19 protein-coding genes are annotated in these 19,635 nt (G+C 71.0%); 8 read left to right on the plus strand and 11 right to left on the minus strand.

What is annotated here, in order from left to right; all coding sequences use genetic code 11:
* Position 1 precedes the first annotated feature (1 nt).
* On the minus strand, positions 2–937 hold the full coding sequence (locus HNR40_RS19620; RefSeq protein ID WP_184963300.1) for a GNAT family N-acetyltransferase: 936 nt from the start codon (positions 935–937) through the stop codon (positions 2–4).
* Between the two features lie 66 nt (positions 938–1,003).
* On the opposite strand from HNR40_RS19620, the gene HNR40_RS54715 reads away from it, so the two are divergent.
* Positions 1,004–1,318: an STAS domain-containing protein gene (locus tag HNR40_RS54715; protein WP_184963302.1), complete on the plus strand. Its 315-nt coding sequence runs from the start codon at positions 1,004–1,006 to the stop codon at positions 1,316–1,318.
* Here HNR40_RS54715 and HNR40_RS19630 read toward each other — a convergent pair.
* The gene (locus HNR40_RS19630; RefSeq protein ID WP_312896427.1) at positions 1,305–2,864 is read right to left on the minus strand and encodes an MDR family MFS transporter; all 1,560 of its coding nucleotides are present in this window, start codon (positions 2,862–2,864) and stop codon (positions 1,305–1,307) included. The two genes, HNR40_RS54715 and HNR40_RS19630, sit on opposite strands and share 14 nt — an antisense overlap.
* An 88-nt stretch (positions 2,865–2,952) precedes the next feature.
* On the opposite strand from HNR40_RS19630, the gene HNR40_RS56385 reads away from it, so the two are divergent.
* Positions 2,953–3,498 carry a TetR/AcrR family transcriptional regulator gene (locus tag HNR40_RS56385; RefSeq protein ID WP_281395423.1) on the plus strand — a complete coding sequence of 182 codons (546 nt, stop codon included), beginning with the start codon at positions 2,953–2,955 and terminating at the stop codon, positions 3,496–3,498.
* Between the two features lie 38 nt (positions 3,499–3,536).
* Entirely contained in the window at positions 3,537–3,959 is a 423-nt protein-coding gene (locus tag HNR40_RS19640) for an ATP-binding protein (protein WP_184963308.1), read from the plus strand.
* Positions 3,960–3,963: 4 nt separating this feature from the next.
* Here HNR40_RS19640 and HNR40_RS56390 read toward each other — a convergent pair whose 3' ends face one another.
* A complete protein-coding gene (locus HNR40_RS56390) occupies positions 3,964–4,086 on the minus strand; it encodes a hypothetical protein (protein WP_281395424.1) in 123 nt (40 codons plus the stop codon).
* Positions 4,087–4,124: 38 nt separating this feature from the next.
* Positions 4,125–5,072, minus strand: coding sequence for a Ppx/GppA family phosphatase (locus tag HNR40_RS19645; RefSeq protein WP_184963310.1), 948 nt, complete (start codon positions 5,070–5,072; stop codon positions 4,125–4,127).
* Positions 5,073–5,364: 292 nt separating this feature from the next.
* On the opposite strand from HNR40_RS19645, the gene HNR40_RS19650 reads away from it, so the two are divergent.
* Together HNR40_RS19650 and HNR40_RS19655 are read left to right on the plus strand one after the other, a co-directional pair.
* Positions 5,365–6,180: a formylglycine-generating enzyme family protein gene (locus tag HNR40_RS19650; protein WP_184964158.1), complete on the plus strand. Its 816-nt coding sequence runs from the start codon at positions 5,365–5,367 to the stop codon at positions 6,178–6,180.
* A 4-nt stretch (positions 6,181–6,184) separates the two neighbouring features.
* Positions 6,185–7,324: a UDP-N-acetylglucosamine--N-acetylmuramyl-(pentapeptide) pyrophosphoryl-undecaprenol N-acetylglucosamine transferase gene (locus HNR40_RS19655; protein ID WP_184963312.1), complete on the plus strand. Its 1,140-nt coding sequence runs from the start codon at positions 6,185–6,187 to the stop codon at positions 7,322–7,324.
* A 4-nt stretch (positions 7,325–7,328) separates the two neighbouring features.
* On the opposite strand, the gene HNR40_RS19660 is transcribed toward HNR40_RS19655, so the two are convergent.
* Genes HNR40_RS19660 through HNR40_RS19675 form a run of 4 tightly spaced genes read right to left on the minus strand, consistent with a single transcriptional unit; the run spans position 7,329 to position 11,706 of the window.
* Entirely contained in the window at positions 7,329–8,408 is a 1,080-nt protein-coding gene (locus HNR40_RS19660; RefSeq protein ID WP_184963314.1) for a hypothetical protein, read from the minus strand.
* A 4-nt stretch (positions 8,409–8,412) separates the two neighbouring features.
* Positions 8,413–9,321, minus strand: a complete 909-nt coding sequence (locus tag HNR40_RS19665) for a hypothetical protein (protein WP_312896429.1) — start codon at positions 9,319–9,321, stop codon at positions 8,413–8,415.
* A gap of 33 nt (positions 9,322–9,354) precedes the next feature.
* Entirely contained in the window at positions 9,355–10,236 is an 882-nt protein-coding gene (locus HNR40_RS19670; RefSeq protein WP_184963316.1) for a hypothetical protein, read from the minus strand.
* A 54-nt stretch (positions 10,237–10,290) separates the two neighbouring features.
* Positions 10,291–11,706: a hypothetical protein gene (locus HNR40_RS19675; RefSeq protein WP_184963318.1), complete on the minus strand. Its 1,416-nt coding sequence runs from the start codon at positions 11,704–11,706 to the stop codon at positions 10,291–10,293.
* 112 nt (positions 11,707–11,818) lie between these two features.
* On the opposite strand from HNR40_RS19675, the gene HNR40_RS19680 reads away from it, so the two are divergent.
* The 3 genes from HNR40_RS19680 to HNR40_RS19690 all read left to right on the plus strand — a co-directional run bounded on the left by HNR40_RS19680 (position 11,819) and on the right by HNR40_RS19690 (position 14,497).
* Positions 11,819–12,475, plus strand: coding sequence for a response regulator transcription factor (locus HNR40_RS19680; RefSeq protein WP_184963320.1), 657 nt, complete (start codon positions 11,819–11,821; stop codon positions 12,473–12,475).
* Complete coding sequence (locus HNR40_RS19685) at positions 12,472–13,644, plus strand: sensor histidine kinase (protein WP_184963322.1); 1,173 nt, start codon at positions 12,472–12,474, stop codon at positions 13,642–13,644. Before HNR40_RS19680 ends, HNR40_RS19685 begins: the two co-directional genes overlap by 4 nt.
* A gap of 61 nt (positions 13,645–13,705) precedes the next feature.
* Positions 13,706–14,497: an SDR family NAD(P)-dependent oxidoreductase gene (locus HNR40_RS19690; protein ID WP_184963324.1), complete on the plus strand. Its 792-nt coding sequence runs from the start codon at positions 13,706–13,708 to the stop codon at positions 14,495–14,497.
* Between the two features lie 59 nt (positions 14,498–14,556).
* Here the strand turns inward: HNR40_RS19690 and HNR40_RS19695 are convergent, their stop codons facing one another.
* The 3 genes from HNR40_RS19695 to HNR40_RS19705 form a co-directional block, all read right to left on the minus strand.
* On the minus strand, positions 14,557–15,444 hold the full coding sequence (locus HNR40_RS19695; RefSeq protein WP_184963326.1) for a DMT family transporter: 888 nt from the start codon (positions 15,442–15,444) through the stop codon (positions 14,557–14,559).
* 71 nt (positions 15,445–15,515) lie between these two features.
* Positions 15,516–17,369, minus strand: coding sequence for a propionyl-CoA synthetase (locus tag HNR40_RS19700; protein ID WP_184963327.1), 1,854 nt, complete (start codon positions 17,367–17,369; stop codon positions 15,516–15,518).
* Between the two features lie 333 nt (positions 17,370–17,702).
* Entirely contained in the window at positions 17,703–19,577 is a 1,875-nt protein-coding gene (locus HNR40_RS19705) for an APC family permease (protein WP_184963329.1), read from the minus strand.
* Positions 19,578–19,635 lie beyond the last annotated feature (58 nt).

Here is a 19,635-nt window from a genome sequence, read left to right on the forward strand (position 1 = left end):
GCTAGACCCTTCGGCGCCACACGTCGATGACCATGACCGGGCGCATGCCCGCCGAGGTGTAGAGGCCGAGCGCCGGGGTGGTGTTGTTGGAGTCGACGTGCAGGATCGTGCCCTTCCTGCCGCGGGCCGCGTCGGCGGCGAACGCCCGCAGCAGCAGGTGGCGGCCCAGGCCCCGGCCCCGGTAGGCGGGCAGGGTGGCCAGCGTGCCGACGTAGCCGCAGTCCTCGTCGGGGACGAAGGCGTTGTTGGCGTGGAGCATGGCGGCGGGCTCGCCGTCCACCCTGGCCACGATGAGCTGCGACCAGTCGTTGACGCTCTGGGCCGTGCGCCGCTCGTACCAGGCGTCGTAGTCGACCTTGATGAAGCCGAAATGGTCGGCGAAGCCTTCCTGGTGGACGAGGTGGGCCTGGCGGCGTACCTCCTCGTCCTCGCCGGTGTGCAGGGTGAGGCCGGGCAGGGGTTCCGGGGGCGCGGGCGGGGCGGTGAAGTCGATGCGCATGCGGTGGAAGCTGGTGGCGGGCTGGAAGCCCTTCGCCTCGGCCTCGGCCCGCTTGCCCTCGTCGGCGCGGTAGACGCCGATGTCGACGGTGGCGCCGCTGTGTCCGAGCTCGGCGGCGATCTCCTTGGCCCGGCCGAGCACCAGCGCCCAGAGGCCCGCTGACAGGCCTTCGGTGCCGGGCCGTACGAGGACTTCCACGTCGACGTTGTCGCTGTCGCCCTTGCGGCAGGCCCATGCCCAGCCGACCGGGCGCCCATCGGAGTCCTCCGCCAGCCAGCCGTCGGTGTCGCGGTCGAACTCGGGCTCGACCAGTTCGTCGGCGATGTCCTCGAGCGTGGTGTCGACGTGGCCGAGCACCGCCAGGTCGCAGGCGGAGACGAGGTCGTGGATGGCGGCGGCGTCCTCGACCTGCGGGCGCCGAATCCGATGGGTGTTCATGCAGGATATTGTCCCGATCTATCGGGTTTTCCGCCTCCGATTTTCCCGCCGTCGTAGGGTGGAGGCGTGCTCGACAAGACCCCGCTGCGCGTCGAGGTCGCCACCCCCGCCCCGGGCACCGTCAGGATCTCGCTGACCGGCGACCTCGCCTTCGACACTGCGGCAAAACTCTCCGGGCTGGTGTTCGAGCCCGGCTACCACCGTCTCGACCTGGACCTGGCCGGGATCTCCTTCATCGACTCCTCCGGCCTGGCCGCGCTCGTCCGGCTCCACCAGCAGGCGGAGTCGGAGGGCGCGGCGCTGCGGCTGGTCGCGGTCAGCCCGCACCTGCGCAGGCTGCTCAAGGTGACCGCGCTCGACCAGTTGTTCAGGCTCCCTTGAGCGACTGCTCGGCCTCCTCCTGGGCGGGCTCGGGCGTGCCGCCCCGCAGCGGGATCTCCTTGATGAACAACGCCAGCAGCGGTACGGCGACCGCGAACGGAATGGCCCACCAGAAGATGTTGGAGGTCGCCCCGGCCAGCGACTCCAGCACTCCGCTGCGCTGACTTGGCGCCATGGCGGCCAGCGTCGCCGGGTCCAGGCGGCCTCCGCCACCCGCCAGCCGCGCGGCCTCCTGCGCGCCGAGGCGCTCGGTCATCCCGGACAGCAGGTGGTTGTTGAAGATCGCGCCGAACACCGAGACGCCGAACGAGCCGCCGATGGAGCGGAAGAACGTCGAGGTGCTGGAGGCGACGCCGAGGTCACGCTGCTCGACGCTGTTCTGGGCGATGAGCATCGTGGTCTGCATGAGGAAGCCCATGCCGACGCCGAGCACGCCGATGAACAGGGCGGTCTGCCACTCCGGGGTGCCCACGCCCATGAGCGAGAGCAGCCACATGCCGAGCGCCATGCCGACGCCGCCGAGGATCGGGTAGAGCTTGTACTTGCCGGTGACGGTGATGGCCTTGCCGACGAAGATCGAGACGACCATCGCGGCGCCCATCATCGGCAGCAGGAGCAGGCCGGAGTTGGTGGCCGAGGCGCCCTGGACGGTCTGCTGGTAGAGCGGCAGGAAGTTGATCGCGCCGAACATCGCGAAGCCCAGCAGGAAGCCGATGGCCGAGATCAGCGTGAAGTTGCGGTTGCGGAAGAGCTGCAGCGGCATGATCGGCTCGGCGGCGCGGCGCTCGATCGGGATGAACGCGGCCAGCGTCACGACGGCCAGCGCGCCCAGGCCGAGGATCTGCGGGGAGGTCCAGGCGTACTGGCTGCCGCCCCAGGCGGTGACGAGCACCATCGCGGTGATGCTGATCGACAGCAGGATCGCGCCCAGCCAGTCGATGCGCACCTGGTTGACGTGCTTGGGCAGCTTGAGCTTGATCGCGAGCCAGGCGAGGGCGACGCCGCCGACGGGCAGGTTCACGTAGAAGGCCCAGCGCCAGTCGAGGTGGTCGGTGATGAAGCCGCCGACCAGCGGGCCGGCGATCATCGCCAGCGACATGACGCCCGCGGTGATGCCCTGGTACTGGCCGCGCTCGCGGGGCGGGACGAGATCGCCGATGATGGCCATGACGTTGACCATGAGGCCGCCGGCGCCCAGGCCCTGGATCGCGCGGAAGGCGATGAGCTCCATCATGCCGCCCTCGGGGCCGCCGAGCAGCTCGGACCCGGCCATGCCGCACAGCACCGAGCCGATCATGAAGATGACGATGGAGACCATGAAGATGGTCTTGCGTCCGTACAGGTCGCCGATCTTCCCCCAGATCGGCGTGGAGACGGTGGTGCCCAGCACGTACGCGGTGACGACCCAGGACAGATGGGTGACGCCGCCCAGCTCGCCGACGATGCGCGGCATCGCCGTACCCACGATCATGTTGTCGAGCATCGCCAGGACCATCGCGAGCATCAGGCCAGGGAGGACGACCATGACTTCGCGCCGTCTTTCCACGATTCCACCCCCAGTTTTGGATCTTACTTACTTGCCGACCGGCAAGCTTAGACTAGACTACGTACTAATCCTTCGAAATAGGTGCACATTGCGGGAAGACACCCGATCGCGGATCCAGCAGATCGCCCTCAGGCTCTTCACCGAGCAGGGCTATGAGGCGACCTCTCTGCGCGAGATCGCCGAGGAGCTCGGCGTCACCAAGGCCGCGCTCTACTACCACTTCAAGACGAAGGACGACATCGTCGCGAGCCTGGCGGACGACCGTGTCGCCGAGATCGAGGAGCTGCTGGAGTGGCTGCGGGCCCAGCCCCGCACGCCCGAGACCCGCCGCGAGCTCGTCGTGCGCTACGCCGAGCGCCTCGACCAGCCGCGCCAGGCCGAGCTTGCCCGCTTCCTCGAACGCAACCAGACGGCCCTGCGCGAGCACCCGAAGATCCTGCGGATGCGGGAGAAGATGCTGGAGGTGGTCGGCGAGCTCGTCGAGCCCGGCGACCCGCTGACCACCAGGATCAGGCGCTCGCTGGCGATCTTCAGTCTGCACGCGGGCATGTGGCTGACCCAGGGCGTGGACGCCGGCCCGGAGGAGCGCAGGAAGGCGACCGTGGAGGTCGCGATCAGCCTGCTGGAGTCTTAGGGACGCATAACCGGTGGCGTTTCGGGCATGGTGCGCCCATGGAGGCGACCATCGCGCTGAGACTGCCCAGAGACGCCGCGAGCGTGCCGCTCATCCGTCAGATGTTCGACGGCACGCTCCGATCGCTCGGCGTCGTCCCCCAGATCAGGGACGACATCGAGCTCATGCTGAGCGAGGCCTGCACCAACGTGGTACGGCACGCCGCGCCGAGCGACGAGTACATGGTGACCGCCGGCGTCCACGACGACCTGTGTGTGATCAGGGTCGTGGACACCGGCGGCGGATTCGACCCCCACCAGGTCCGCGAGCCCAAGGAGAGCGCGGAGAGCGGGCGGGGGCTGCTCATCATGCGCGCGCTCGCCGATGACGTGCGTTTCACCAACCGCCGCGAGAACGGCGCGGTCGTGTCGCTGGAGAAGCGGCTGCGCTTCGAGGCCGGAGCCGCCGGCCTGTCCATGTGACCTTTTAGCGGGGTCTGGCCAGCACGCCGAGGACGACGAGGGTGACCGCGGAGATGACCAGGACGGCCAGGAAGCACAGCAGGAGGGTGATTGTCAGGGAGGCGGCCATGCCGAGCATCGTCAACATGGGACCATGCCCTGCCCGATATAGCGCGATTTATGCGTTCATGTGGTGCGGACCACACGGCTCGGGAGAAGGTCCAGACGGCGCAGGATGACGCCCTCGCGCAGCGCCCACGGGCAGACCTCCAGCCGGTCCACCTCGAACAGGTCCATCGTGGCGTCGGCCACGATCGCTCCCGCGGCCAGCTGCATCGCCCGGCCCTCGGAGACGCCGGGCAGCTGGCGGCGGGCGGCGGCGTCCATCGTGGTGAGCTTGACCGTCCAGTCGGCCAGCGCCTCCCTGGTCAGCGAGCGGGAGACGTAAGGGCCGTCGCTGGAGGGGGCGCCGCCGGCCAGCCTGGCCAGCTGCTTGAACGTCTTGGAGGTGGCCACCGCGCGGTCGGGCTGGCCGAAGCGGACGATGTCGCCGACCGTGCGGGCGATCTCGGCGCGCACGTGCCTGCGGAGCTTGCGCACCTCGGCGGCGGGCGGCGGGTCGCCGGTGAACCAGTCACGGGTCAGCCGCCCGGCGCCCAGCGGGAGCGAGACGGCCACGTCCGGCTCCTCGTCCACCCCCGCGGCCAGCTCCAGCGAGCCGCCGCCGATGTCGAAGGCCAGCAGCCGGCCCGATGACCAGCCGAACCAGCGGCGCACGGCCAGGAACGTGAGCCTCGCCTCGTCCTGGCCGGTGAGCATCTGGATGTTGACGCCACAGCTCGCGTCGATCTCGGAGAGCACCTGCTCGCCGTTGGAGGCGTCGCGGACGGCGGAGGTGGCGAAGGCCAGGAAGTCCTCCACGCCCTTGTCCTCGGCGATCTGGAGCGCTTCTTCGACGAAGGCGCCGAGCCGTTCGACGCCTCTGGAGGAGAGCGTGTCGCCCTTCTCCAGGTGCTCCGACAGGCGCAGCTCCTCCTTGTGGGAGTAGGCGGGGATGGGACGCGCGCCGCGGTGGGCGTCCACGACGAGGAGATGGACGGTATTGGAGCCGATGTCCAGAACGCCGAGTCGCATGGCAGGAACGCTACCGGTCCATGCGGCCTCGCGGCGAAGCGGAGTGCGAAGTACCCCGCGCACGTGGGAGCGTGATCGTCTCGTGTCTCGCTCCCGTCCCTGATCTCCCGCCCGTCTCGGGGCCCGGTCCGTGGGGAGCGGGTGATATGCGGCTTACGCGTTGGCTACCCTGCCTAGGAAACGCCGGACGGGCGAAGGGGTGCAGGTGGAGTCGTGCTGCGGGCCCAGCAGGGATGCTGGGGCGGTGCCGTACCAGATCGAGGTGACGCCCAGGCGGCAGGCGCCGCGCGGGATGGCGCGGGTGCCGGGCGGGCCGTTCCTGATGGGCGGCGACGACGCCGACGGGCGGCCCGGGGACGGCGAGGGGCCCGTGCGGGAGGTGCGGGTGGACGCCTTCCTCATCGATCCGGTGTGTGTGACCAACGCGCAGTTCGCGACGTTCGTGAAGGAGACCGGGTACGTCACCGAGGCGGAGAGCATCGGCTGGTCGTTCGTGTTCCGGCCCTTCGCCACCGGCGGGATCATGGACGCCTCGGTGCCGCAGGCGCCCTGGTGGGCCGGTGTCGAGGGGGCCGCCTGGCGGACGCCGGAGGGCCCCGGGTCGGCGGTCGGCGACCGGCAGAACCATCCGGTCGTGCACGTGTCGTGGAACGACGCCCACGCCTACGCCACCTGGGCCGGCAAGCGGCTGCCGACCGAGGCCGAATGGGAGAAGGCGGCACGCGGCGGGCTGGAACGGGCGAAGTACCCGTGGGGGGACGAGCTCTCACCGAAGGGACGCCGCCGGTGCAACATCTGGGAAGGGCCCTTCCCCGGCGCGCCCGGCAAGGGCACCGTGCCGGTGAAGTCCTTCCAGCCGAATGGTTACGGTCTCTATAACGTCTCCGGCAACGTCTGGGAGTGGACGGCCGACTGGTGGGGCACCTCGTGGCGGGATTTCGCGGAAAATCCCACAGGTCCGGAGGTCGGCGACGCTAAGGTCGTTCGCGGGGGTTCGTACATGTGCCACGACTCCTACTGCAACCGCTACCGGGTCGCCGCGCGCACCATGAACACGCCCGACTCCTCAACTGGGCACACCGGTTTCCGCTGTGCGGCAATACTCTGATCGCATGGCACGAACCCTGCGACTCCTGATCACCGGCGGCGGCACCGGCGGTCACACGTACCCGGCCCTCACCACCCTGGGCGCGGTGCAACGGCGGCAGTTGCCGCACGACGTGCTCTGGGTGGGCACCGCCAACGGCCTGGAGGCCAGGATCACCGCCGAGCACGGCATCCCGTTCAAGGCGATCACGACGGGCAAGCTGCGCCGCCGTCCCAACCTGCGCGAGCTGGGCACCAATATCGCCGACGTCTTCCGCATCCCCGTGGGCGTCGCGCAGGCGGTCGGGCACGCCGCCAGGTACCTGCCCGACGTGGTGCTGTCGACCGGCGGCTACGTCGCGGTGCCGATCGGGGTGGCGGCCAAGCTGATCCGCCGCCCGCTGGTCATGCACGAGCAGACGACCGTGGTCGGCCTGGCCAACCGCATCCTGTCCAGGCTCGCCACCCGCATCGCGCTGTCGCACGAGTCGTCGCTGGACTACCTGCCCGCCTCCGCCCGCGCCAAGGCGGTCGTGACCGGCAACCCGATCCGCCCCGAGCTGCTGCGCGGCGACCGGGCCGCCGCCTACGACCACTTCGGGCTCACCTTCGAGGTGCCGCTCATCTACGTGACCGGCGGCGCCCAGGGCAGCAAGCAGATCAACACGCTGATCTCCGAGAGTCTGCCGGTGCTGCTGCGGCACGCGCAGATCGTGCACCAGTGCGGCCCGGCGTGGATCGAGCACATGCGGGCCGTGCCCCTGCCTCCCGAGCTGGCCGACCGCTACCACCCCGTGCCCTATGTCGGCGCGGAGCTGCCCGACCTGTTCGCCGCCGCCGACGTGGTGGTGGCGCGCAGCGGCGCGGGCACCGTCTCTGAGCTGACCGCCGTGGGCAAGCCGTCGGTGCTCGTCCCGCTGATCCCGACCGGCGGCGACGAGCAGCGCAAGAACGCCTCCTACCTGGCCTCGTCCGGGGCTGCGCGGGCGCTGCTGGAGCCGCGGCCGTCGGCCGAGATGCTGCTGGCCGAGCTGATGCCGATGCTGGCCGACCCGGCGCTGCGGGCGGCGATGGCGGAGGCGGCGCGCAAGCTCGGCCGCGTGGACGCCGCCGACGCGCTGGCCGACGTGCTGCTGCAGGCCGCCGCGAGCTCCGGCAGAGGCTGAGCCCTCAGCCGCCGGGCCTGGTGTCGCCCGGCCCGGTGTCGCCTGGTCTGGTGTCCCGCTCGCGGGGATCGCCCGGCCACGTGCCCCCGTGCGGCGTGTCATCGGGCGGGGTGTCGTCGGGCGGGGTGTCGCCTTGCGGGGTGTCGTCTTGCGGGGTGTCGTCTTCGGCGGGGGCGAGGTGCTTCTGGTCCTGGGGGTCGAGGTGGCGGAAGGCCTCGTGGGCGGAGCGGACGCTCCGCCTCAGCGCCTGTTCCAGCAGGTCCGCGTCGCCCGCCAGCCGATCGAGCTCCGGTACGGCGAAGCCGTCCGCCCCCGACTCGGCCACCAGCTCCTCGTACTGGGGCAGCCGCTCCCGCAGCTCCTCGATCTGGTGGTGGGCGTGGAAGGCCCGCTCGGCCTCGGCCACGTGGTCGGCGTAGCGCTCCAGCGCTTCGACCCGGGCCACGACGGCCGCCTCGCTGATGTCGAGCGCCCTGGCCAGCGGCGCCGCGACCGCCTGCACCTCGGGCGCGAGGCCGTTCGACACCGTCCTGTGGTGCTGGGCGCGCAGGGAGGAGAGCTTGGCCAGCAGCCGGGCGACCTCCCACTCCTCGGCCGGCAGCATGACGGCGTTGCGCACGTCGTCGAGCAGGCCCTCGGCGTTGACCCGGGAGGCGAGCACGGCCTGGACCGCCCGGCCCGCCCTGCCCAGCAGCCGCTGGGAGGACTCGTCGAGGTCGCCGAGGAGGATGAAGCGGCCTTCGTACCAGCGGGCGTGTTCGAAGACCTCCCGCAGGTTGGCCTCGCGCTCGTCTTCGACGGGGTCGATGTCGCGCCGGACGATCCCGGTCATGAAGATGATCACGGTGGTGATGCCGAGCACGAACCCGAAGCCGTCGAAGCCGGAGTTGACGACGGTGATGATCAGCAGGACGGCGAGCGCCGCCGACAGGCCGAGCTGCAGCTTCTGCTTGTGGGCCGGGCTCGCGTCGGTGCGCGGGGGTGGCACCCATCCGCGGCGGATCCTGGCCAGCAGGGGCCCGTGGCGGCGTAACAGGTGAGCGTCATGGTCCGGCACGTCGGGATCCACGATGACATCGGCCATCGGCTTATCTTTCCAGATGCCGGAACGCCTCGTGCGCCGAGCTGACACTGTCGCGCAGGGCCTGCTCCAGCCGGCCGGCGTCGTCGGCGAGCTCGGTCAGCTCGGGCACCGCCTGCCCGTCGGCGCCCGACTCGGCCAGCAGTTCCTCGTAGCGGGGCAGCTTGGCGGTCAGCCGTTCGATCTGGCTGCGCGCACGGTAGGCGCGCTCGGCGTCGCGCACGTGCCCCGCGTAACGTTCCAGCGCCTCGACCCGGTCGATCACCGCCCGCTCGCTGCTCTCCAGCACTCGGGACAGCGGCACGGAGACCGCCAGAACCTCCGGCGTGACACCCTCCGACATCACCTCGCGATGTTCCGAACGCAACCCCGACAGTTTTGACAGCAGCCGGGCGATCTCCCACTCCTGCGCGGGCAACATGACCGCGTTACGCGCCCCGTCCAGCAGCCCCTCCGCGTTCACCCGCGACTCGGTGACAGCGTCGATCGCGCAGTGCGCCCGCAACATCAACGCCCTGGCCGCCTCGTCGAGATCCTCCCGCAGCACGAACCGGCCTTGATACTTCCGCGCGCACTCGTAGACGTCGAGCTCGGAGTCGAGCTGTTTCTCCACCTCGGCGTCGGGGTTGGGCTTGAGCAGGGAGGCCAGGATGAGGAAGGAGACGCCGGTCATGATGAACGCGAACGTGGTGTAGTGGGCGGCGCGGAAGAAGGCCAGCGCGGCCACGGTCGCACAGGACGCCATCGCGATCAGAATGATCTTGTAGGTGATGCGCGCCGCCACGCTGCGCCGTTTGTGCGGTGGCGCCCAGCCGCCGCGCATGCGGACGAGAAGCTTGCGGTGCTGCCGTAACAGCTCCGCCGCCTGGTCGGGAACGGTTGGATCGACAACCACTTTCGCCTGACGCCCGGACACGCAAATGATCCTATGTAACGTTCTGTCCTAATGTCAGCCTTCGAGATGGCGAAACGCCTCGTGTGCGGAAGTCACGCTTCGCCGTAAGGCTCGCTCAAGGTGGCCGGCGTCCTCGGCCAGCCGCTCAATCTCGGGCACGGCCAGCGCGTCCGCCCCCGACTCGGCCAGCAGTTCCTCGTAGCGGGGCAGCCTGGCCCTGAGTTCCTCGATCTGGCCGCGGGCATGGTAGGCCGCCTCGGCCTCGGCCACGTGGCCCGCGTACCCCTCCAATGCCTCGACGCGCGCCAGCACGGCGGCCTCGCTGGAGTCGAGGGCACGTTCCAGCGGCGCGACCACCTCGGCCACCTCCGGCGCGACCCCCCGGCCGAGCAGCGCCCGGTGCTCGGTGCGCAGCGAGGAGAGCTTGGCCAGCAGCCGGGCGATCTCCCACTCCTGGGCGGGCAGCATGACGGCGTTGCGGATGTCGTCGAGCAGGCCCTCGGCGTTGACGTGGGAGCGCAGGACGGTGCCGATGGCCTCCTGCGCGCGGGCCAGGATCGCCCGCGCCTCGGTGTCGAAGTCCTCGGGCAGCAGGTAGCGGCCCTCGTTCCAGCGGGCCTGCTCGAAGACGACCCGCTCGTGGACCCTGGCGTCAGGCGGGCTCTCGTTGATGGCCGCCATCCTGACCAGGACCAGCACCACGAACGCGCCCAGCACCACGAAGCCGGCGGGGGCCACGCGGGACTCCAGCAGCACGGCCACCAGCGCGATCATGGGCGGCGTGGCCATCAGCAGGAGCAGGCTCGACGGGTTTCTGCGCGGGCGCTCGGTCACGACGGGCTCGGGCCGCCAGCCTAAGCGGATCCTGGACAGCAGGTGAGCGTTCGCACGCAGGAGTCCTGCCGTCTCGGCGGAGACCGCTGGATCGATGACCACACTCACAGGCTGTACCGGCAACTGGCGCCCCCAAATGCTGGTTTTGTCCGGATACTACGGCGATTTCGCGGCCTTTGGCAGAGATGGGCGGAGGCTGTTCAGCGCCAGCGCGGCCGCCACGCAGGCCAGCGGGATGGCGGGGAGCACGTAGCGGTGGTCGAAGTCGAGCGCGGCGACCGGCGCCACCAGCAGGAAGACGGCCGCCGCCCACGGCAGCAGCGCGTCACCGCCGGCGCGGGCGGCTGCCTCGGCCCGCGCGCCGTCCACGGCCTCGTGGCGGGCCGGGCGGCGCAGGCGGGCCAGGCCGGACAGGCCGGTCAGCAGGAGCAGGGCGAAGAAGGGGCCGCCGTGCAGGAGCCAGGGCCAGCGGTAGCGGGCCAGGAGGCCGGCGAAGGGTTCGACGGAGCGCTGGGCGCGGATGCCGGGGTCGTAGGCGGCGCGGGCCTGGGCGACCAGGGGGTGGTCGGGCAGGCTCCAGACGCCGGTGGGGAAGGCGCCGTCGGGCACCGAGACACGTTTCGGGTGCGCGATCGGCGTCCAGGCGAAGGCCAGTGAGGTGTCCTTGGCGACTTCGCGGAGGTAGTCGAGGGGCTGGGCGGTGATCGCGGCCACGGCGAAGCGGCGGGCGCGGTCGTTGTGGGCGAAGCGGTCGCCGAGGAGGTTCAGGGAGGCGCCGGGGTCCCAGACATACTCGGAGGCGGCGTCCAGGCGGACGGTGTTCGGGCAGAGCGGGGCCAGGTCTTCCGGTGGGCGGATCTTGGCGCAGTCGGCGAAGGTCATCGTCCTGGCCCACAGGGCCACGCCGTCGGAGCCGCTGAGGGCGAAGCGGCCGTGGTGCTGGGCGTACCATCCGGCGTACAGCACCAGGGGCACCAGAGCCGTGGCGGCCATGGCGGCGACGGTGCGCCATGGCGTCCGCCGTACCAGGAGGAAGAGCAGCCCCAGCCCGATCAGGGGGACGGCGGCCGTGCGGGTCAGCCCGGCCAGGGCGAGCATGAGGCCGGCCGCGGCGGCGGCGCCGGGCGCCACGCGCTCGCGCCACAGCAGGACGGTGATCGCGCCGATCGTCAGGAAGATCACCTGCAGGTCGGAGAGCACGGCGTGCTCCAGGCGCAGGAACCCGGTGTCGAACAGCACGGGCACGGCGGCCGGTGTCGCGGCCCAGCCGGGCAGGCCGCGGCGGCGCAGGAGCAGGTAGATCATCGTGGCGATGCCGAGACCCATGGTGTGCTGGACGGCGGCGACCAGTTCGACGCTGTGGAAGGGGCGCAGCAGCCACAGGAACCAGGAGTACCCGGCCGGATGGAAGGCCCCTTGCGGGCGCATGCGCAGGGCGGTGTCGAGATAGGTGAAGGAGTCGTACCAATAGAGCTGGGCGGTGTCGTAGGCCAGCATGACGAGCACGCGCAACGCCGCCGCCAGAGCGAGGACGACCAGGAAGAGCCGGTGTGTCGAGGTCAGGGTGGTCACGGGCGGGTAGCCCACCGCCCCGGAGGTAGCCTCGGCGTCACGTGATCTGGTTACGCGGAGGTTATGTGAGAATCACCAGACTTACGGGAGTTTAAGATCATTTGGGGGAAGAGTGCGAGTGCTGATCGCCGAGGACGAGCGCATGCTCGCCGACTCGATCGCGGAGGGGCTGCGCGCCGAGGCGCTGGCCGTGGACGTCGCCTACGACGGGGAGTCGGCGCTGGAGCGGCTGTCGGTGAACGCCTACGACGTGCTCGTCCTCGACCGTGACCTGCCGCTCGTGCACGGGGACGAGGTGTGCAAGCGGGTCGTCGCCGACGGGGCGCTGGTGCGCGTCCTCATGCTGACGGCCGCGAGCGACATCAGGGCGCGGGTGGCGGGGCTGTCGCTGGGGGCAGACGACTACCTGCCGAAGCCGTTCGCGTTCGAGGAACTGGTCGCCAGGGTGCACGCCCTGGGCCGCCGGGCCCGGCCCGCCGACCCGCCGATGCTGGACCGGGCGGGCGTGCGGCTCGACTGGGCGCACCGCCAGGTCTTCCGCGACGGACGGTACGTGCCGCTGGCGCGCAAGGAGTTCGGCGTGCTCGCCGAGCTGCTGCGGGCCAAGGGCGCCGTCGTGTCGGCGGAGGACCTGCTGGAGAAGGTGTGGGACGAGCACATCGACCCGTTCACCAACACCGTGCGGACCACGATGATGAAGCTGCGCAAGAAGCTCGGCGAGCCGCAGGTCATCGAGACCGTGCCGGGAGCGGGGTACCGCATCCCATGAGCGTGCGCCTGCGCTTCTCCGTCGCCTGCGCGGGGGTGTTCCTCGTGCTGGGCGCCGTCGTGCTGGCCGCCGTCTACTTCGTCGTGCAGCACAGCCTCTCCTACCGCTCCGGCCTCATGACGCCGGCCAGCATCTCGGTCAACGTGCCCACGGAGTACGGCTACGGCACCTTCGAACGTTTCACCGCCCCCTACGAGATCGCCCGCGCGCGGGCCATGCAGATCCAGACCGTCTACCGGCACGACACGCTCGCCAACGTCCGCCTGATCGGGCTGGCCTCCGTGGCGGCGGGGACCGGGCTGGCGTTCCTGGTCGGCTGGCGGGCCGCCTCCTGGGCGATGCGCCCGGTGAGGGCGATGACCGAGAACGCCCGCCGGGTCGCCCAGAGCCACGACTTCACCGAGCGCATCGGCTACGAGGGCCCCCGCGACGAGGTCGCCGAACTGGCCGGGACCTTCGACACCATGCTCGTCCGCCTGGCCCGCTCCTTCGACGGCCAGCGGCGCTTCGTCGCCAACGCCTCCCACGAGCTGCGCACCCCGCTGACCATCAACAGGACCCTCGTCGACGTGGCCGTGCGCCGTCCCGACGCCACCGAGGACGTCAAGCGGCTCGGCGAGTCGCTGCTGCTGGTCAACACCCGGCACGAGCGGCTCATCGACGGGCTGCTCGCGCTGGCCGAGGGCGAGCGGGCGCTGCTGGACCGGCGGCCGTTCGACCTGATGGACGTGGCCGAGCACGTGCTCGACCAGGTGGCCGTCGAGGCCGCCAAGGCCGAGGTGAGCATCCACCGGCTGCTGGACACCGCGCCGACCAGCGGCGAGGCGGTGCTGGTCGAGCGGCTCGTGCAGAACCTCGTCGAGAACGCGGTCCGCCACAACCATCCGCAGGGCGAGGTGTGGGTGACGACGCGGGAACGGGCCGCGCAGGTGGAGCTGGTGGTGGCCAACACCGGGCTGCCGGTGCCGCCGTACGAGCTGGAGTCCATCTTCGAGCCGTTCCGGCGGCTGCACGGGGACCGGCTGCGTTCCGATCGGGGCAGCGGGCTGGGGTTGTCGATCGTGCGCGTGATCGCGGAGGCCCACGGGGGGACCGTCACCGCGCGGCCCCGGGAGGAGGGCGGGCTGACGATCACCGTCGAACTGCCGCTGGACCACGCCTCCGGGTGACGCCGGGTTTTCGGATGGCCGATACTCTGAGCTGATATTTGGCGATCTTTCGGGAGATGCGGTGGAACTGCGGGGCAAGGTCGTACTGGTGACGGGCGCGTCGTCGGGCATCGGAGCGGAGACGGCCAGGGAGTTCGCCCGCGCCGGGGCCAGGCTGGTCCTGACGTCCAGGAACGAGGTCAAGCTCCACGCGCTGGCCACGGAGCTGGGCAAGTCCCACGTCTTCCCCGCGGACCTGGGCGATCCGGCCGCCGTCACCGCCATGGCCGAGCACGTGAAGGCCACGGTGGGCGTGCCCGACGTCATCGTGAACAACGCGGGCGCCGGGCTGTGGCTGTTCGCCGACGAGACCTCTCCCGAGCAGTTCAGGGAGCTGGCCGCGGTGCCGTTCCTCGCCGCCGGCTACGTGAGCGCCGCCTTCGCCCATGACATGGTACGGCGGGGCAGCGGCCGCATCGTCGTCGTCAACTCCCCCGCCTCCCGCATCGCCTGGCCCGGCGCGTTCGGCTACACCGCCGCCCGGTGGGGCCTGCGCGGCCTGGTCGCCGCCCTCCGCGCCGACCTGTCCGGCACCGGGGTCGGGGTGACCGAAATCATCCCCGGCAAGGTGTCCAGCGACTACTTCGCCAACAACCCCGGCTCGGAGGAGCGCATCCCGGGCATCGCCGACCTGATCCCCACCGTCACTCCCGGGCAGGTGGCCCGCGCTCTGGTCAACGCGGTGCGCCGGGAGCGCGGGCGCACGTCGCTGCCGGTGATGATGCGCCTCATGCTGGGAGCCGCCTGGGCCTCCCCCAGCCTGACCCGCCTGCTCGCGACCAAGACCGGGGCACGCCGTACCCCTCCTCGCTAGCAGGAGCTAGGTTTTCGCCCGGAACGTCGATCTTGTCCGGGTGGTTGGGGGCGGGTGGGTCAGCGGGTGGTTCTGGAGCGGGTTACGGCGACGCCGGCCAGGCACAGGAGGCCGCCGGCGAACGTCAGCCAGCCGGGCACCTCACCCAGAGCCACCCATGCCATGGCCACGACCAGCGCCGGGACCGCGTACGTGGTGGCGCCCATCTTGCCCGCGGTGGTCCTGGCGAGGGCGTAGGCCCAGGTGGTGAAGGCGACGGCGGTGGGGAAGACGCCCAGGTACACCAGGTTGAGCGTGGCCGACAGCGGAGCCCGCGCCGCCTCGGTGAGCAGTTGCCCGGCGAAGGGCAGGCAGGCGATCGTGCCGACGATGCACCCGTAGGCCGTGACCTGGAGCGCCGAGGCGTACTTCAGCGCCGGCTTCTGCGCCATGATCGCCACCGCCCACGACACCGCGGCCAGCACGCACAGCCCCACCCCCAGCACCGACGACGCCCCGCCCTCCGACATCGACACCCCGACCACGGCCGCGCCCGCGAACGACACCGCCAGCCCCGCCAGCAGCCGCCCCGGGAAGCCCTCCTTGAGCAGCCACCCGCCGAGCAACGCCATCAGCACCGGCCCGATCCCCAGCACCATGGCCGCGGTACCGGCGTCGACCTGCTGCTCACCCCAGTTCAGGGCCACCATGTACACCCCGAACCACAACACCCCCGACACCACGATCCCGGGCCAGGCCTTGCGCGAGGGCAGTCCTTCCCGGCGCACCAGCAGGATCACCCCCAGCGTGACCGACCCTGCCAGCAGCCGCCCGAGGGCGAGCGCACCCGGCGAATAGTCCTGTACGGCTGCGCGAATCGCCACGAACGCCGACGCCCACAACACCACGGTCACCCCGGCCGCCACCAACGCGCGCCGGTCGGTCCTCACCTCAACGCTCTGCTCCATACCCCTGACCCTAGGGCCACGACATTTCACCCTTCATCGAACTATCCCCACCCGAGGGTGTGGGGTGGGGGTTACAGGGCGTCGGTGATTTCCTGGAGGGCTGCGGGGTCCTCGATGGTGGAGGGGGTGCGGTAGGGGCGGCCGGCGGCTATGTCGCGCATCGTCGCCCGGAGGATCTTGCCCGAGCGGGTCTTCGGGAGGCGGGTGACGACCAGGGCGCGGCGGAAGGCCGCGACGGGGCCGATGCGGTCGCGGATCATGGTGACGAGTTCGCGTTCGAGGTCGGCGGGGTCGCGGTCGGCTCCGGCCTTCAGGACGACGAAGCCCATGGGGAGCTGGCCCTTCAGCGGGTCGTCGACACCTATGACGGCGCATTCGGCCACGTCGGGGTGGGCCGCGACGACCTCTTCCATGGCGCCGGTGGACAGGCGGTGGCCGGCCACGTTGATGACGTCGTCGATGCGGCCCATGACGTAGAGGTAGCCGTCGGCGTCGATGTAGCCGCCGTCGCCGGTCAGGTAGTGGCCGGGGTAGCGGGTCAGGTACGACTCGGTGAAGCGCTGGTCGTCCTTGTACAGGGTCGGCAGGCAGCCGGGCGGCAACGGCAGGCGGATCGCGACCGCGCCTTCGGTGCCGGGCGGGCAGTCGGCGCCGGCGGAGTCCAGGATGCGCACGTCGTATCCGGGGACCGGCTTGGTGGGTGAGCCGGGTTTGAGGGGGAGTTGCTCGATGCCGACGCAGTTGGCGGCGATGGGCCAGCCGGTCTCGGTCTGCCACCAGTGGTCGATGACGGGGATGCCGAGCAGGCCGGTGGCCCAGTGATAGGTGTCGGGGTCGAGGCGTTCCCCGGCCAGGAAGAGATGCCGCAGGCCGGACAGGTCGGGTTTGGCGGCCCACTCCCCCGCCGGGTCCTCCTTCTTGATGGCCCGGATCGCCGTCGGCGCCGTGAACAGCACGCGCACCCCGTGCTCCGCCACCACCCGCCAGAACGCCCCGGGATCCGGGGTTCCGACGGGTTTGCCCTCGTAGAGGATGGTGGTGCAGCCGGCCAGCAGCGGCGCGTACACGATGTAGGAGTGCCCGACCACCCACCCCACGTCGGAGGCCGCCCAGAAGACCTCGCCCGGCGCGACGCCGTAGACGGCGCTCATGCTCCAGTACAGCGCGACCGCGTGGCCGCCGTTGTCGCGTACGACGCCTTTGGGGAGGCCGGTGGTGCCCGAGGTGTACAGGACGTAGAGCGGGTCGGTGGCCCGGACGCTGACGCAGCCGGTGGGCTCGGCGGTGCTCAGGGCCTCGGCCCAGTCGAGGTCGCGGCCCGGTTCCAGCTCCGCGCGGCACTGCGGCCGCTGCAGGATCACGCAGTGGCCCGGCCGGTGCCCGGCCTGCCGGAGGGCGGCGTCGAGCAGCGGCTTGTACTCCACCAGGCGGGACGGCTCGATCCCGCACGAGGCCGACAGCACCACCTTGGGCCGCGCGTGGTCGATCCGCACCGCCAGCTCGGGCGCCGCGAACCCGCCGAACACCACCGAGTGCACCGCCCCCAGCCGGGCGCAGGCCAGCATGGCGACGACGGCCTCGGGCACCATCGGCATGTAGATCACCACGGTGTCCCCGCGCCCGACCCCGAGCCCGGCCAGCATCCCCGCCGTCCGCGCCACCTCGTCCAGCAGCTCGCGGTAGGTGTAGGTCCGTTTGACGCCGGTGACCGGGCTGTCGTAGACGAGCGCCGCCTGCTCCCCGCGCCCGGCGGCGACGTGCCGGTCGAGCGCGTTGTGGCAGGTGTTCAGCCACCCGTCGGCGAACCACCGCCCGTCGGCCCGGACCTGAGCGGGCTCCACGTCCCACTCGATCCCCCGCGCCGCCTCGGCCCAGAACCGCTCGGACTGCTCAATGCTCCGCCGATACACCTCATCAAAACCCACCCCCCGATCCCACCAGCCGCGCCACCCTCCAATCAACCCACAAGCTTCCTATCTTTTACGGCTCCGCCACCCCACCCACCCCCGCCGACCCGAGCCGCCCTCCACGGCTTCCACACCTCTCGGGCGCGCGAGCAAAGCACCGCAACGGCCGCCCCCTGAGCCCCCTAAGTGGCCAACCCCACCCCGGCCAGGCAAGGATCGAGGCCGTCGCGGCGAGTACCCGCGCCGCCCGGGGAGCGTGGAAGTGACAGGGCCGCGGGGCGACGGCGGGCGGCGGGCGGGGCGGCGGAGCCGTAACGGAAAGGCCGGAAACGGAATGAGAGCAGAAAGAGATCAACCAACGTGCACGTGGGGGCGGCGGGAGAGTTCGGGCTCGGCCTGGCGGAGGACCTCGCGGGTCAGAGGGGGCACGTCGCCGCCGCCGAACAGCAGGTAGCGGAGGAGCGCGCCGATCGGGTTGCCCTCGGCCCAGTGGAAGTACACGTGGGGGATGCGGCCGGTGCGGTCGCGCAGGTTCAGGAGGATGGCGGCGATCGTGTTGGGGACGGCGGCGCTCTCCACGGTCAGCACCCGGTGCCCGTGGCGGAGCTCGCCCTTCAGCTCGATCTCCGAGGTGAACTCCGAGGCGTCGCCCAGCGTCACCTCCAGGAAGATCATGGGCTCGTCCGCGGGCAGGTGGTGGTATTCGCGGGTCTCGCGGTCCTTTTCCGTGTATTCGGCGGCGTCGCGGGCGTCGGGCTCGTTGGCGATGATGCGCAGCGCGCCCGGGGGCAGGGTGTCGAGGATGCGCTGGGCTTCGGGGTCGAGGGTGATGCCGGTGACGCGGAGTTCGGTGGAGCGGGTGGCGCGGGAGACGAGCGAGGTGACGATGATGGCGATCACGAAGAAGACGGCGATGGACAGGCCGTCGGGGCGGTCGATGACGTTGGCGACGAAGGCGTAGGCGAGGACGGCGGAGACGACGCCGAAGGCGATCGCCTGGCCGCGGCGGCCACGGCGGGCGGCGGAGATGGTGACGGCCACGGCGGCCGACAGGATGAGGGCGAGGACGCCGGTGGCGTAGGCGCCGCCCTGGGATTCGACGTTGGCGCCGAACATGATCGTGATGGCGAACGAGATCGCGGTGAACACCAGCACCAGCGGCCGGACGGCGCGGGCCCAGTCGGGGGCCATGCCGTACCGGGGAAGGTAGCGGGGGACGATGTTGAGCAGGCCGGTCAGCGCCGACGCGCCCGCGAACCAGAGGATGGCGATGGTGCTGATGTCGTAGAGGGTGCCGAACCAGTCGCCCAGATATTGGTGGGCGAGGTAGGCCAGCGCCCGCCCGGCCGCCTTGCCGCCTTCCTCGAACTCGCGGTGCGGGATGAGGATGGCGGTGGCGAAGCTGCTGAACACCAGGAAGACGCTCATGATGAGCGCGGCGGTGGTGAGCAGGCGGCGGGCGCCGCGGATGCGCTGCTCCAGCGTGCCCTCGATCTGCGGCATGACCGCGACGCCGGTCTCGAAGCCGGACAGGCCGAGCGCCAGCTTCGGCAGCGCGTACGCCGACAGGGCGACCATCGCGAGCGGCGAGGAGTAGTCGGTGGCCAGGACGTCCTGCCAGTCGTGGACCAGCACCGGCTGGTTGAGCACCTCGGCCACGGCCCGCCCGACCACGACGACGTTGAGCGCCAGGTAGACGGCGACGAGCGCGATGGCCAGGCCGATGGCCTCGCTGAAGCCGCGCAGGAAGATCGCGCCGAGGGCGGCGACGAGCAGCAGCGTGATCGGCACCTGCTGGTCGTCGAGCGCGGCGGGGAAGAACGGGTTCTCCAGGATGTGGGCGGTCGCGTCGGAGGCCGACAGCGTGATCGTGAAGATGAAGGCGGTGGCCACGAACCCGAGCAGCACCAGCACGAGCAGCTTGCCCCACCACGACGGCAGCAGCCGTTCCAGCATGGCGATGGAGCCCATGCCGTTGGGGCTCTCCGCGGCGACGACGCGGTAGGTGGGCAGGGCGCCGAGCAGCGTGAGCGCGACCAGCATCAGCGTGGCGATCGGCGAGAGCGCCCCGGCGGCCAGGGCGGCGATGCCGGGCTGGTAGCCGAGCGTGGAGAAGTAGTCGACGCCGGTCAGGCACATGACCTGCCACCAGGAATGGCGTTTGCCGGGATGCTCGTCGTGCATCCCGGAGGTGGGCTGCAGGCCGTGCAGCAGCCATTCGCGCATGGACAAGGGTCCGCCCTTTCTCGACGTCCGTGACCTTATCTCAGCCGGTGCCGCGAAT

Source organism: Nonomuraea endophytica, from assembly GCF_014203235.1.
Classification (GTDB): Bacteria; Actinomycetota; Actinomycetes; order Streptosporangiales; family Streptosporangiaceae; genus Nonomuraea; species Nonomuraea endophytica.

What these genes read in the sequence shown, in the direction of transcription:
- HNR40_RS56390 (WP_281395424.1), bottom strand. Translation starts at nt 4,086, where the DNA reads ATGTTGACGATGCTCGGCATGGCCGCCTCCCTGACAATCACCCTCCTG.
- HNR40_RS19660 (WP_184963314.1), bottom strand. Translation starts at nt 8,408, where the DNA reads ATGGCCGATGTCATCGTGGATCCCGACGTGCCGGACCATGACGCTCAC.
- HNR40_RS19620 (WP_184963300.1), bottom strand. Translation starts at nt 937, where the DNA reads ATGAACACCCATCGGATTCGGCGCCCGCAGGTCGAGGACGCCGCCGCC.
- HNR40_RS19645 (WP_184963310.1), bottom strand. Translation starts at nt 5,072, where the DNA reads ATGCGACTCGGCGTTCTGGACATCGGCTCCAATACCGTCCATCTCCTC.
- HNR40_RS19655 (WP_184963312.1), top strand. Translation starts at nt 6,185, where the DNA reads ATGGCACGAACCCTGCGACTCCTGATCACCGGCGGCGGCACCGGCGGT.
- HNR40_RS19640 (WP_184963308.1), top strand. Translation starts at nt 3,537, where the DNA reads ATGGAGGCGACCATCGCGCTGAGACTGCCCAGAGACGCCGCGAGCGTG.
- HNR40_RS19650 (WP_184964158.1), top strand. Translation starts at nt 5,365, where the DNA reads ATGGCGCGGGTGCCGGGCGGGCCGTTCCTGATGGGCGGCGACGACGCC.
- HNR40_RS19695 (WP_184963326.1), bottom strand. Translation starts at nt 15,444, where the DNA reads ATGGAGCAGAGCGTTGAGGTGAGGACCGACCGGCGCGCGTTGGTGGCG.
- HNR40_RS19685 (WP_184963322.1), top strand. Translation starts at nt 12,472, where the DNA reads ATGAGCGTGCGCCTGCGCTTCTCCGTCGCCTGCGCGGGGGTGTTCCTC.
- HNR40_RS19705 (WP_184963329.1), bottom strand. Translation starts at nt 19,577, where the DNA reads ATGCGCGAATGGCTGCTGCACGGCCTGCAGCCCACCTCCGGGATGCAC.